Consider the following 13,174-nt stretch of genomic DNA (forward strand, 5'->3'; position numbering starts at 1 on the left):
GTTCGCGGACACGACACGGCCCGGTACCGGGGTTCGGTACCGGGCCGCCGACGGTCAGGTTCAGCAGGTCGCTGGAGTTTGACCCTGGATTGCCTGTAGTGCGCAGAACGTGGCCTTGGCGACCTTCCAGTCCTGGCCGTCCTTGACGGCCTGCCCGGTCTGATCCGGCAGCACCGGATTGCCGCCCATCAGGAGGGAGTAGGTGACGTCGGCGGTGGTGGCTCCGGTGAGTTTCACCGCGCTCACCGTGACGGATGTGCCCTGGGCCTGAGGGTTCTGAGCCTGGCCGTCGAAGATCGAGCGGAAGCTCTCACCCCCCTCCACCAGCGCGACACGGTCGTTCGTCGGCGCCTTGCCGTTGAAGAAGGTCGTGTAGGCCTTGGTGACCGCCTGGGTGGTTGCCGCATCGGCGGCGCCCGCGGCGGCGACGGTCGCGGCGGCCGAGGTGGTGGCCGGGGCGGCGGTCTCGTCGTCGGAACCACAGCCGGAGAGCGCTGTGGCGACAACGAGCCCGCAACAGAGCGCGGCGGTACGGAACAGAGAGGTGCGCATGAAACTTCCTTGTCTCACTTGATGTTGGCTTTCATTTCGTCCATGTCGATCAGGATCGGATATCCGTTGACGCTCAACGCGTTTCCGTGCCCCGTCTGATGGATGTCGAAGACCGACTGGATGGCGGCGTAGAAGCCCTGCACATCCAGGGTCTGGTTGACCGCCCGCTTGGCCTGCCGCAGACCGAACGCGGGCATGCCCGCGATCCGGGTGGCCAGCTGCCGGGTGTGCTCGTCGAGTTCGGCGCGCGGGACGACCGCGTTCACCATGCCGACCTGGTGGGCCTCCTCGGCCGTCACCGGGCGCCCGGTGAACAGGATCTCCTTGGCCTTGCGGGCGCCGAGTTCCCAGGTGTGGCCGTGGTATTCGACGCCGCCGATACCCATCAGGACCACCGGATCGGAGAACAGGGCGTCCTCGGCGGCGACGATCAGATCGCACGGCCAGCACAGCAGCAGCGCGCCCGCGATACACCGGCCCTGCACGGCCGCGATGGACGGTTTGGGCACGTTGCGCCAGCGCAGCGAGTACTCCAGGTAGCGGCGCGATTCCAGGCCGTAGATCCGGTCGAGGGTGATGGTGCTCGGATCGGGCCAGGACTTGTCCTTGAGGTCGTGACCGGCCGAGAAATGCTTGCCCTCGGCCCTGAGCACGATCACCGCGACGTCCTCGGCGGCGGCGGCGCGCGTCCAGGCGGCATCCAGCTCGTCGAGCAGCTCACCGTTCTGGGCATTGGCGGCATCCGGCCGGTCGAGGGTGATCGTCGCGATGCGATCGGCGACTTCGTAACGAATGTACAAATCGATGCTCCTTGCCGGGCTGGTGGCGATCGGCTGAGAATACCATTCTCACTCCCGGAAGTAACAGTCTCACCGATGTTGCGAAATGCGGCACATGGCTACACAGTTAAACGGGGTTCTCCGGTACAGTGCATTCATGTTCTCTTCGCATGACCGGGGATCGAGGTGCCCGTGACCAGCCCGAGCGAGAAGCCGGCGTGGAAACAGCGCGCGGTCGAACGATCGCTACGCACCGCGACGCTGCGCGCCGAGGAGCGGGTACAGCGATTCCTCGACGCCGCCCAGGCCATCATCACGGAGAAGGGCAGTACCGACTTCACCGTGCAGGAGGTCGTCGACCGCTCCCGCCAGTCGCTGCGTAGCTTCTATCTGCAGTTCGACGGCAAGCACGAACTGCTGCTCGCCCTGTTCGAGGACGCGCTCGCGCGTACCTCCGAACAGCTGCGCGCGGCCGCGGACGGACAGACCGATCCGATGGACAAGCTCCAGGTCACCGTCGAATTGCTGTTCGAGCTGTGCCGTCCGGATCCTGCCGCCCAGCGCCCGCTGTTCACCGATTTCGCACCACAACTGCTGGTGTCGCATCCCGGGCACGTCAAGGTCGCGCACGCACCGGTATTGGCGCTGTTCACCGAGCTGATGGACCAAGCCAAGGAGGCGGGCGAGATCACCGCCGATATGAACACCCGCCGGACCGCGGCCATGGTGATGCAGACGGTGATGTTCACCGCGCAGTCCACCGGCGCGGTCGACGAGGAGACCCAGTACCCCATCACGGCCACCGAGGTCTGGAACTTCTGCGCCCACGGCTTCGCCCGCGCCTGAACACCGTCCACCCGAGGCGATCTCGCCGAGGATGACATCGAACGATCACGAGAACCGGCAGGTCGGCAACCACCGACCTGCCGGTTCTCCCTCTGTTCGGACCTCTCAGCCCGCGGGCACCTCGATCACCGTCGCCGATCCCATCCCGCCGCCCGCGCACAGCGCCGCGATGCCGAATCCGCCACCGCGACGGCGCAGTTCGTGGACCATGGTGACGATCATCCGCGCGCCGGTCGCCGCCACCGGATGCCCGAGCGAGCAGCCGCTGCCGCTGTAGTTCACGATCTCCGGGTTCAGGTCGAGCGCCCGGATCGCCGCGAGCGGCACCGAGGTGAACGCCTCGTTGATCTCGATCAGCCGCACCGAGCCCAGCGAGATCCCGGCCCGCCGCGCGGCTTTGGTGATCGCCTCGATCGGCGCGAGTCCGGTGTCGGCCGGGTCGACGCCGACCGAGGCCCAGCCCCGGATGTAGCCCAGCGCGGGCAATCCCAGCCGATCCGAGGCGATGGCCAGTGCGGCCGCGCCGTCGTTGGCGCCAGAGGCATTGCCCGCGGTGATCGAGAAGCCGTCGATCTCGGGGTGCAGCACCTTCAGCGAGGCCAACCGCTCCAGACTGGTGTCGCGGCGCGGGTGCTCGTCGACGTCGAAGAGCCCGTGCGGGGTCTGCACGGCGAGGATCTCGTCTTTGAACAGCCCCTCGTCGATGGCGCTGATCGCGTTGCGGTGCGAGCGGAACGCCCACTGGTCCATGTCTTCCCGGGTGAGCCCCGCCCGCACCGCGGTGTTCCAGCCGACCGTGATCGACATGTCGAGGGCGGGGGCATCGGGGCGATCGGGATGACTCGGCGAGACCCACGGGTCGATCCACTCGTCGGCACCGACCTTGAATCGCGCGCGCGGTGCGGTCGAGTCGCTGTTCACGCCACCGGCGATCACCAGTTCGTCCATGCCGGCGCGGATGCTCGCCGCCGCCGACTGCACGGCCGCCATTCCCGCGGCGCAGTGCCGGTTCTGGGCCAGACCCGGCACCGTCGTCAGGCCCGCGGTCACCGCGGCGTGCCGAGCGAGGACGCCGCCGCCGTAGCGGCCCTCCCCGAGGATCACGTCATCGATCCGGTCGGCGTCGACCTCCGCGGCGACCGCGCCGACCACGTGGTGAGCGAGATCGAAGGCGGTGGTGTCGCGCAGCGTTCCCTTCCGTGCGGTGCCGATCGGCGTCCGTAGGGCGGAAACGATGACGGCTTCAGGCATGAGGGCCTCCTCGGTGGATTGCCCGCAAAGGGCTGACTGATACGGTTGAGAACACTATTCTCTCCTACAGAGATTGGTATTCACAAGGAGGAATGGCGCTATGGAAATCAGTGGAAGTTCCGCGCTCGTGGTGGGTGGCACCGGCGGGCTCGGCGAGGCGACCGTGCGGCGACTGCATGCCGCGGGCGCGAAGGTGGTCGTCGCCGACGTCGCCGACGACAAGGGCAAACAGCTGGTCGACGAGCTCGGCATCCGCTACATACATACCGATGCGACACAGGAGGATTCGGTGCGCGCGGCGGTCGCGGAAGCGCAGTCGCTCGGCCCGCTGCGGATCTCGGTCGACACCCACGGCGGTCCGGCGACCGGCGGCAGGCTGGTCGGCAAGGACGGCTCGGCGCTGGGCATGGACGGCTTCCGTACCACCATCGAGTTCTATCTGACCGCCGTGTTCAATGTGCTGCGCCTGTCCGCCGAGGCGATCGCGACCACCGAGCCGCTGGACGAGGGCGCGCGTGGCGTCATCGTGAACACCTCCTCCATCGCCGCGTTCGAGGGCCAGATCGGGCAACTGCCCTACGCCGCCGCCAAGGGCGGTGTGGCCGCGATGACGCTGGTCGCCGCCCGCGATCTCTCCCCGCTTGGTATCCGGGTGGTCACCATCGCCCCCGGCACGGTCAACACCCCCGCCTACGGCAAAGCGGCCGACAAGCTCGAGGACTACTGGGGTCCGCAGGTACCGTTCCCCAAACGGATGGGACGCTCCGACGAGTACGCCAAGCTGGCCACCGCCATCGTCGAGAACGACTATCTCAACGGCGAAGTCATCCGGCTCGACGGCGCGCTGCGTTTCCCGCCGCGCTAGCACCACACAGCCGGAAGGGGCCGGATCGCTCCGGCCCCTTCGGTGTGTGTCGAACCTATTTCCCGGCGGTGAGCCGGGTGATCACGGCCCGGAAGTCCTCGGTCTGGAACGAGAGGTCCTCGGCGGTGGTCGCGTAGTCGAGAGTGGCCAGCACGGCCCGCTCGAGATGCAGGTTCAGCAGCCGCTTGGTGCTCTCCACCGCCTGCTGGGGCAGCTCGAGTATCCGCTTGGCGCAGGCCATGGCCTCCGACAGCGGGTCGGCCACCACGTGATTGACCAGGCCCATCTCGCGCGCTCGCGCGGCCGGGATCTTGGCGCCGGTCAGCGCGTATTCCTTGGCCAGCAGCAGGCTGGTGTGCAGCGGCCAGGTGAGCGGACCGCCGTCGGCGGCCACCAGACCCACCTGCACGTGCGGGTCCTTGAGGTAGGCGTCCTCGGCGATGTAGGCGACATCGCTCAGCGCCACCAGGCTGCAGCCGAGCCCGACTGCCGGACCGTTCACCGCGGCGATCACCGGCACCCGGCAGCGCGCCATACCGAGCACGATCTCGCGGCCGTGCGCGATGGTCTTCGCACGCAGGTCGGCGTCGCGCGACAGTTCGGCAAGATAGGCGAAATCGCCACCGGCGGAGAACGCTGTGCCCGCGCCGGTGAGCACCGCGGCCCTGGCCGAGCGATCGGCGGAGAGCCGCGGCCACAGGGCGGCCAGGCCGGAGTGCAGCTCGTCGTTGACGGCATTGAGCGCGTCGGGCCGGTTGAGGGTGATGATCCGCAGAGGGCCGTCGGCCTCGACGCTGATCTCGGGGGGTAGGTCGTACATGTCAGGCTCCTAGGTCGAGAATTCGCGTGGCGATGATGTTCTTCTGGATCTGCGAGGTGCCGCCCATGACGCTCTGGGCACGGCTGTAGAGGTAGTGGCCGAACATCTCGTCGTCACCGGTGCCCGCCACGGCCAGTGCCGCGTGGCCGACGGACTGTTCGGCCCAGGTCATCAGCAGCTTGTCCAGGGAGCCGTCCGGGCCGTGCACGAGGCCGTCGAGCTGTTCGGAGAGCCTGCGCCGGACATGCAGCCGCAGCATCTCGGATTCGACTGCGGCCCAGGCGAGTTCGTCGGGCACGCGGCCGGTTACCCGGGATTCGAGTTGCCGCACGGTCTTGGCGTAGCGGGCCGCGAAACCCAGGGTGGAAGGTTCACGTTCGTGCCCGACCACCGTCATCGCCAGCTTCCAGCCGTCACCGGGCGCACCGACCATGCGGTCGGCCGGCACACGAGCACCGTCGAACCGCACCTGCCCGAATTCACGCGTGACGCCGCTGATCATCTGCAGCGGCCGCTGCTCGATCCCGGGCTGGTGCATCGAAACGACGAATCCCGAAATGCCTTTGTGCCGTGGGGCATCCGGGTCGGTGCGGGCCAGCAGCAGGCACCAGTCGGCGACATCGGAGTAGCTGGTCCAGATCTTGTGCCCGTGCAGGACGTACTCGTCGCCCTCGCGGGTGGCCGTGGTGCGCAGCGCGGCCAGATCCGAGCCCGCGTCCGGTTCGCTGAAGCCCTGGCACCAGCGCTGCGAGCCGTCGATCATGCCGGGCAGGAACTGTTGCTGCAGTGCCGAACTCGCGTGCCTGCCCAGCCCGTGCACCAGGTAGCCGAGGCTCGGGCGGGCCGGTGCGCCGGCTCTGGTCAGTTCCTCGTCGAGGATGACGTCGTAGACCGGCGCCAGCGCGTGCCCGCCGAATTCCTTCGGCCAGGACAGACCGAAGAAGCCCGCGCCGTACAGAGCCCGATGCCAGTCCCCCGCGCGCGCCCAGTACTCGTCGCCGGACGCGGGAAAGGACGCGGCCGTGCCTGCCAGCCACTCGCGCAGGCGGGCACGGAAGGCGGCTTCGTCGGGCGAATCACGATAGTCCACGGTCGATGTCCTCCAGACGGGTTGCGAACAGTTCGGTCGAGGTCAGCACCCGGCGCAGATAGACGTGCGCCAGGCACTCCCAGGTGTTGCCGATGCCGCCGTGCACCTGGATCGAGGTCTCGCACACGGTGCGGGCGGCGCGCGCGGTGTAGACCTTGGCGATCCGGGCCGCGCGCAAAGCCTCGGCGGGCGGCAACTCGTCGACCGACCAGGCGGCGTAGCGCAGCACGCTGATCGATCCCTCGATCAGCGCCAAACTTTCGGCGAGCAGATGCGCCACCGCCTGGTAGGTGCCGATGGGGTACCCGTATTGTGCGCGTACCTTGGCGTAATCCACGGCCAGCCGGTGGGTTCCGCGGGCCGCGCCGAGCAGATCGGCGGTCGTGGTGGTGACGGCCAGTGCCTGCCACCGGGTCCGCTGGTCGGGTGACAGCTCCCCCAGTAACTCTGTCGCCGTGCCGATTTCGGCGCTCGCCCGAGTGAGATCCGCACCGGGCAGGCGGGCGCCGACCGCGGCGGCGCGCAGCCGCCGGTCGTCGAGCAGCAGCACCCGGTCGCGGCCGTCGGCGTCGACGGCGCGGCCGTCGGCACCGATCGTCCACCGGCCTTCGGCGCCGATCGTCCTTCGGCCTTCGACCGCACGGTGCAGGTCGTCGGCCAGGACGGGCCCCAGGAACGCCACATCCACCAGTCCCCGCGCGAATTCCTCGGCGACCAGGGCGACTTCGACACCGGAGGCGCCGTCGGAGCGCAGAGCGCGCCACCCGGCGGCATCGACCGCCTTCTCCAGCCGCTGCCGCCGGTTGACGTCGTCGAGCTCGGCTACCGAGCCGGGCCCGAGTTCGTCGGCCAGCCGGGCCGCGGCATCGCGCAGCTGACGCTGCTCACTGGTCAGTCGGACGTCCATGACGCTCCTCGAGGACTCGGCGGAGCACCTTGCCCGAGGGCAGGCGCGGGATCTCGGGTACGAAAACGACACGCCGGGGCCGCTTATAGGAGGCCAGGCGATCACCGACCAGCGTGATCAGCTCGTCGGCGGCGACGGTGTCGAGCACGGCGACCGCGGCCACCACCGCCTCCCCGTCGTGCGGGTCGGGCGTGCCGAAGACCGCGCAGTCGCTGACCAAGGGGTGCGCATGCAGCACCGCCTCGATCTCGGCGGGCGCGACCTGGAAACCGCGGACCTTGATCATCTCCTTGGCCCGGTCGGTGATCCGGATCCAGCCGTCGGCGTCGACATGGCCGACATCGCCGGTGCGGTACCACGGGCCGTCGAACGCGTCCGCGGTCGCCTCCGCAGGCAGGTAGCCCGCCATCGTCGAGGCCGAGCGGCACTGGATCTCACCGGTATCCCCCGCCGCCACCGGTTTTCCGGTGTCGAGGTCGACCACCCGGATCTCGACGCCCGGCGCGGCCTTGCCGACCGAATCCAGGCGGGCACCGTCGAGGGGATTGCAGGCGATGACCGGCAGTTCGCTGGCACCGTAGGCAGGCAGCCACGACACCCCGCTGCGCGCGGTCACCGTCTCGGCGATACTCGCCGTCACCGGGGTCGCGCCCCACATGATGTAGCGCAGCGAACTCAGGTCGTAGCGTTCGAGATCGGGATGCGCCGCGAGCGCGATCGCGATCGGCGCGACGGCCATCTCGACGGTGATGCGGTCGTCCTGGATACAGGACAGCATGGTGTTCAGGTCGAAGCGCCGGTGCAGCCGCATCCACGCACCGGCCCGCAACGCGGTGACGATATTGAGCAGGCCCAGGATGTGCGAGGGCGGGGTGGCGATCTGGATCCGATCGGTGCCGGTGAGCCCGAGCACCTCGGTCCACTGCCGCACCGCCACCGCCAGCGAACCGTGCGTGTGCCGCACCGCTTTCGGCATTCCCGTGGTGCCGGAGCTGAAAACCAGCACCGCGTCCGCGGCCGGATCAGCTTCGGCCGCAGGGGTTTCCGAGGTGACGATGGGGTCGTCGAGGTGCCGCATCGTCAGTAGTGCACCGAGCACTGGACTGTCGCCCAGCGCGGCGACCGGCGTGGTGAGCGCGACGGCGTGCGCGACTTCGTCGTGTTTCCAGGCCGGGCTGATCAGGACGACGCAGGCGCCGATCCGCCACACGGCCAGCACCGCGACGACGAATTCGGGCCGATTCGACGACATGAGCGCCACCCGGTCCCCCGGCCGGACGCCCCTTGCGGTGAGCTCCCCGCCGAGCCCGGCCGCGAGGGTGTCGAGTTCGTTCGCGGTGTAGGCCCGATCCTCGAATACGAGTGCGCTCGGCTCGGTATCGGCCATCTTGGAAGGTTCCCGTCTCATGAGAGAGAATACTATTCTCATTACGATAGAATCTTCATACCAGGAGGATGCGGTCCATGGCGACACTCTCTTCATATCTGCGAGCGACCGTGACCCGGGTGGTGACCGAGAGCCCGGACGCACGCACCTTCGTGCTCGCCCCGCACGACGGCCCACTGAGCTACCGGGCCGGCCAGTTCTGCACGTTCCGGGTCACCGTGGACGGCACCGAACTGTTCCGCTCGTACTCGATGTCCAGCGCGCCGGAGACCGACACCGAGCTGATGACCACGGTCAAACGCGTACCCGGCGGGGCGGTGTCGAACTGGCTACTGGACACGGTCACCGAGGGCGACGAGGTGGAGTTGTCCAAGGCCGCGGGCCGGTTCTGCCTGCGCGACACCGAGGTCGCGCTGCTCGGCTTCAGCGGCGGCAGCGGCATCACCCCGATCCTGTCGCTCACCAAGGCGGCACTGGCCGGCACCACCCGCCGGGTCCGGCTGCTGTGCGCGGACCGCGACCGGGCATCGATGCTGTTCGAGGAGGCGCTCGCCGAGCTGGTCGCTCGCTATCCGGATCGCCTCGAGGTGGTCCGCCACCTCGACAGCGAGCGCGGATTCCTCGACGCGGCGGCCGTGCGCGCCTTCGTCGGTGCCGACGCGCCTGGTGACCACTACATCTGCGGGCCAGAGCCTTTCATGGAACTGGTGGAGCGAGCTCTCCCCGGACCCGGCGTGGTGTTCAGCGAACGCTTCGCCACACCCGTCGCCGAGAACACCGCACCATCAGCGGAAAACGCTGCGACAGATCCGGATTCAGGTGGCACCATCACGGTGATCTTGAACGGCAAGAAGCGATCGGTACCTCGCAAAGGCGGGGAGACGCTGCTGGAAAGCGCGCGTCGCGGTGGCCTCACCCCGCCGTTCTCCTGCGAACAAGGCAACTGCGCGACCTGCATCGCCAAGCTGACGGCGGGCCGGGCGACCATGCGCCAGAACAACGCGCTGACCGACGACGAGGTCACCGACGGCTACGTCCTGACCTGCCAGGCCGTGCCCGACTCCACCGACCTCACCGTCGACTACGAGTGAGTTCCGGTGGCGCCCAGGCGAATACCACCGGGCGCCACCGGGGCATCAGCCACGCAGCTGCTGGGCCAGCTCGGCGATCATCGCCCTGGTGCGCTGCTTGGAGGCGACCAACGCGTCGCGATCGTCGCCGATCGGCAACAGCCGCACCGAGATATCGGTCGCACCCGCCTCGGCGTAGCGGCGCAGTCCCGCCGCGATGGCGTCCTCGTCGCCGGCCAGGCACAGGTCACCGATGGTGCGCGCGTCGCCCTGTTCGAGCAGCCGCTGATAGTTGGGCGAGACCTCGGCCTCGCCGAGAATCCGGTTCGCGCGCTCGCGCGCCTCGTCCACCTGCCCCGGCGCGCACAGGCACACCGGCAATCCGGCGACCACGCGCGGCGCGGGTCTGCCCGCATCGGCGGCGGCCTTGGTGATCCGCGGCACCACATGATCGGCGATCGCGCGTTCGTCGGCCATCCAGAGGACCGTGCCGTCGGCCTGCTCCCCCGCGATCCGCAACATCACCGGCCCCAGCGCCGCGACCAGCACCGGAACCGGGGCAACCGGGCCGAGATCGAGCGGATTGTGCACCGTGAAGGTGTCGTTCTCGACATCTACCGAGCCGCTGCCGGTGAGTCCGGCCGAGAGCACCTCGAGATAGTCGCGGGTGTAGGCCGCGGGCTTGTCGTAGGGCAGGCCGAGCATGTCGCGCACGATCCAGTGGTGCGAGGGCCCCACCCCGAGGGCGAGCCTGCCGCCCGCCGCCGCGTGCGCCGAGAGCGCCTGGCGGGCCAGCGTGACCGGATGCTGGGCCTGGAGCGGGACCACGGCCGTACCGAGTTCGATCCGCGAGGTGGCCAGGCCCATCGCCGCGACGGTGATGAGCGCGTCGAAGTCGGTGGGTATCTGGGGGATCCAGGCGGTGTCGAGCCCCGCCGATTCCGCCCAGGCGATATCGCGCAGCATGCGCTCGAGCTTGCGCCCCGAGTCGCCTCTCTCCGGGCCGATCATCACGCCGATACGCACGGTTCCTCCAAGTGGGTCCAAGTTGGTGAATATGCTACTTGCGTAGAATGAGAACACCAATACCATATTTGGAGAATGAGATGACAGACCAGGATCACCCGCTGCGCGACCGCACCGTCCTCATCTCCGGCGCCAGCCGGGGCATCGGCGCGGCGATCGCCGTGGCCGCCGCCGAGCAGGGCGCCAATGTCGTGCTGCTGGCCAAGACCGACGCACCACATCCCCGTCTGCCCGGCACCGTGCACACCGCCGCGGCCGAGGTCGAGGCCGCCGGTGGCCGGGCCGCCGCCGTGGTCGGCGACGTTCGCCGCGCTGAGGATGTCGCCCGCGCTGTGGCCATCGCGATCGAGCGGTTCGGCGGCATCGACGTGTGCGTGAACAACGCGGGCGCCATCGCCACCGAGCCCACCGAGACGCTGACGATCAAGCGCTTCGACCTGCTGCACGAGATCAATGTGCGCGGCACCTTCCTGCTCACCACGGCCTGCCTGCCATACCTGCGCAAGTCGGCCAACCCGCACGTCCTGAGCATCTCGCCGCCGGTCAACCTCGCCCCGCACTGGCTCGGCGCGCACCCGGCCTACACCCAGTCCAAGTACGCCATGACGCTGCTCAGCCAGGGGTGGGCGGCCGAATTCGGTGCAGCCGGAATCGGATTCAACTGCCTGTGGCCCCAGACGTTCATCGCCACCTCGGCCGTCGCGGCGCTGGAGGACGGCGCCGAGCAGCTCGCCTCGGCCCGCAGCCCCCGGATCATGGCCGACGCCGCCGTGGCGATCACCGCCCAACCGGCGAGTGTCGTCACCGGCCGGTGCTTCCTCGACGCGGAGGCCGTCACCCGGTTCGCCGGGATCGACGACCTGTCCCGCTACGGCGGCGGTGAGCACCCGACCCGCGACCTGTTCGTGGACTGACCGCACAACGCGAGAAGCGGCGGCCGGGATTGCCCCGCCGCCGCTTCTCGTTACCGGTTCAGAGCTGCGCCCAGACCGACTTCGTCTTCATGTACGACTCGACGCCTTCGCGCCCGAACTCGTGTCCCCAGCCCGACTGCTTGTAGCCGCCGAAGGGCACCCCGTGGTCGAACACCAGCTGGCAGTTCAGCGACACGGTGCCCGCCTGCAGCCGCTTGGCGAGCCGGTGCGCACGGCTGAGGTTGGTCGTCCACGCCGTGGCAGCCAGACCGTAGGAGGTGTCATTGGCCATCGCGACCGCCTCGTCTTCGTCGTCGAACGGGAGCACCGTCACCACGGGGCCGAAGATCTCCTCGCGGTAGAGCCTGCTCGTCGCGGGATCCACATTGGTGAGCACGGTGGGATGGACGAAATAGCCACTGCGGTCGAGGCGGTGCCCGCCGGCGACCACCTCGACACCGTCGGACTTGCCCTCGTCGATATAGCCCATGACGCGGGTCAACTGCTTGGCACTGATCAGCGGGCCGATCATGGTGCCCTCTTCCTTGGGGCCGCCCAGCTTGAGGTTGTTCGCCACCGTGGCGATGCCCTCCACGACGCGCTCGTACACCCCGCGCTGCACGAAGATCCGGGAACCGCAGACACAGCCCTGGCCCGAGTGCACGAAGATGCCCATCGCGGCCATCATCACCGCCATGTCCAGGTCGGCGTCGTCGAAGATCAGCACCGGCGACTTGCCGCCCAGCTCGAGCATCACCTTCTTGAGATTGCCCGCCGAGGCCTGCACGATCTGCTTGCCGACTTCGGTGGAGCCGGTGAAGGCCACCTTCTCGACATCGGGATGCGCGGTGATCGCCGCACCGGCGGTGTGCCCGTAGCCCGTCAGCAGATTCACCACACCGTCGGGCACGCCCGCCTCGGCGATGAGCCGATCCAGCAGCAGCGCCGAAAGTGGTGTCTCCTCAGCGGGTTTCACCACGCTGCTACAGCCGGCGGCCAGCGCGGGCGCCAGCTTCGCGCAGGCGTTGAACACCGGCCCGTTCCACGGGAAGATCAGGCCGACCACGCCGTAGGGCTCTTTGAGGGTGTAGGCGTGCATGTCGGCGTAGGCGCCGGAGACGCCGCCGGTCATCTGTACCTCGTAGGACGAGCCGTTGACTTTGGTACACCAGCCCGCGTAGTAGCGGAAGAACTCGGCGCACGTGGGAACGATCATATTCGCTTGAGCGAGCGGCATTCCCGTGTTGAGCGAGTCGAGCTCCGCCAGCTCCTGCGCGTGCTCGTCCATGAGGTCGGCGATCCGCCACATGATCTTGGCCCGTTCGCGCCCGGGCAGCCCCTGCCAGACGCCTGCCTCGAAGGAGGTCTTGGCGCGGGCCACCGCCTCGTCCACCGCTTCGGGCCCACAGTCGGTGAACTCGGTGATCTGCTCCTCGGTCACCGGGTCGATGATCGGGATGACCTCACCCTTTCCGGGTCGTTCACCTATTTCGTCCAGTACCGATCGCAGCGTCATCGCGCATCCCCTTCGGCGTCACAGCCAGCATGGCTACATCTGTCGAAGACAGGCTTAGTGGTCCTGGTCGTAGGTTTTTCGGGGGTTCACGCGGCTGCTGGTTGTGCGGCAGGCTGGTGGTCGCAGCCGGTGTGCTGCTGGGAGTGCTCGT

General features: G+C 68.6%; 13 protein-coding genes. 4 read left to right on the forward strand and 9 right to left on the reverse strand.

Features of this window, described 5'->3' with window-relative positions; genetic code table 11:
* Window positions 1–60 precede the first annotated feature (60 nt).
* Complete coding sequence (locus ACFWO8_RS14125) at window positions 61–552, reverse strand: hypothetical protein (RefSeq protein WP_378949724.1); 492 nt, start codon at window positions 550–552, stop codon at window positions 61–63.
* A gap of 14 nt (window positions 553–566) precedes the next feature.
* Window positions 567–1,352, reverse strand: coding sequence for an enoyl-CoA hydratase (locus ACFWO8_RS14130; protein WP_378928293.1), 786 nt, complete (start codon window positions 1,350–1,352; stop codon window positions 567–569).
* A 159-nt stretch (window positions 1,353–1,511) separates the two neighbouring features.
* Between ACFWO8_RS14130 and ACFWO8_RS14135 the strand changes: the two genes are divergently transcribed.
* Window positions 1,512–2,177, forward strand: coding sequence for a TetR/AcrR family transcriptional regulator (locus ACFWO8_RS14135; RefSeq protein ID WP_378949788.1), 666 nt, complete (start codon window positions 1,512–1,514; stop codon window positions 2,175–2,177).
* A 105-nt stretch (window positions 2,178–2,282) separates the two neighbouring features.
* Here the strand turns inward: ACFWO8_RS14135 and ACFWO8_RS14140 are convergent, their stop codons facing one another.
* A complete protein-coding gene (locus ACFWO8_RS14140) occupies window positions 2,283–3,428 on the reverse strand; it encodes a thiolase family protein (RefSeq protein WP_378949726.1) in 1,146 nt (381 codons plus the stop codon).
* Between the two features lie 100 nt (window positions 3,429–3,528).
* Here ACFWO8_RS14140 and ACFWO8_RS14145 point away from each other — a divergent pair, with 100 nt between their 5' ends.
* The gene (locus tag ACFWO8_RS14145; RefSeq protein ID WP_378949728.1) at window positions 3,529–4,293 is read left to right on the forward strand and encodes an SDR family NAD(P)-dependent oxidoreductase; all 765 of its coding nucleotides are present in this window, start codon (window positions 3,529–3,531) and stop codon (window positions 4,291–4,293) included.
* A 55-nt stretch (window positions 4,294–4,348) separates the two neighbouring features.
* Here the strand turns inward: ACFWO8_RS14145 and ACFWO8_RS14150 are convergent, their stop codons facing one another.
* From ACFWO8_RS14150 to ACFWO8_RS14165, 4 genes are read right to left on the reverse strand one after another with little or no spacing between them, the layout of a single operon-like run.
* Entirely contained in the window at window positions 4,349–5,113 is a 765-nt protein-coding gene (locus tag ACFWO8_RS14150; RefSeq protein ID WP_378949730.1) for an enoyl-CoA hydratase/isomerase family protein, read from the reverse strand.
* Window position 5,114: 1 nt separating this feature from the next.
* Window positions 5,115–6,203, reverse strand: a complete 1,089-nt coding sequence (locus tag ACFWO8_RS14155; RefSeq protein WP_378949732.1) for an acyl-CoA dehydrogenase family protein — start codon at window positions 6,201–6,203, stop codon at window positions 5,115–5,117.
* Window positions 6,190–7,110, reverse strand: coding sequence for an acyl-CoA dehydrogenase family protein (locus ACFWO8_RS14160; RefSeq protein WP_378949734.1), 921 nt, complete (start codon window positions 7,108–7,110; stop codon window positions 6,190–6,192). The genes ACFWO8_RS14155 and ACFWO8_RS14160 overlap by 14 nt, the downstream gene beginning before the upstream one ends.
* Complete coding sequence (locus ACFWO8_RS14165; protein ID WP_378949736.1) at window positions 7,088–8,518, reverse strand: class I adenylate-forming enzyme family protein; 1,431 nt, start codon at window positions 8,516–8,518, stop codon at window positions 7,088–7,090. The genes ACFWO8_RS14160 and ACFWO8_RS14165 overlap by 23 nt, the downstream gene beginning before the upstream one ends.
* Window positions 8,519–8,574: 56 nt before the next feature.
* Between ACFWO8_RS14165 and ACFWO8_RS14170 the strand changes: the two genes are divergently transcribed.
* Entirely contained in the window at window positions 8,575–9,588 is a 1,014-nt protein-coding gene (locus ACFWO8_RS14170) for a 2Fe-2S iron-sulfur cluster-binding protein (RefSeq protein ID WP_378949739.1), read from the forward strand.
* 45 nt (window positions 9,589–9,633) lie between these two features.
* Here ACFWO8_RS14170 and ACFWO8_RS14175 read toward each other — a convergent pair whose 3' ends face one another.
* The gene (locus ACFWO8_RS14175; protein WP_378949741.1) at window positions 9,634–10,593 is read right to left on the reverse strand and encodes an LLM class F420-dependent oxidoreductase; all 960 of its coding nucleotides are present in this window, start codon (window positions 10,591–10,593) and stop codon (window positions 9,634–9,636) included.
* Window positions 10,594–10,673: 80 nt separating this feature from the next.
* Here ACFWO8_RS14175 and ACFWO8_RS14180 point away from each other — a divergent pair, with 80 nt between their 5' ends.
* Window positions 10,674–11,507 (forward strand): SDR family oxidoreductase, encoded by an 834-nt coding sequence (locus ACFWO8_RS14180; RefSeq protein ID WP_378949743.1) that lies wholly within the window; start codon window positions 10,674–10,676, stop codon window positions 11,505–11,507.
* 58 nt (window positions 11,508–11,565) lie between these two features.
* On the opposite strand, the gene ACFWO8_RS14185 is transcribed toward ACFWO8_RS14180, so the two are convergent.
* Entirely contained in the window at window positions 11,566–13,023 is a 1,458-nt protein-coding gene (locus ACFWO8_RS14185; RefSeq protein ID WP_378949745.1) for an aldehyde dehydrogenase family protein, read from the reverse strand.
* Window positions 13,024–13,174 lie beyond the last annotated feature (151 nt).

Origin of the sequence: Nocardia sp. NPDC058480 (assembly GCF_042720495.1) — a bacterium.
GTDB lineage: Bacteria > Actinomycetota > Actinomycetes > Mycobacteriales > Mycobacteriaceae > Nocardia.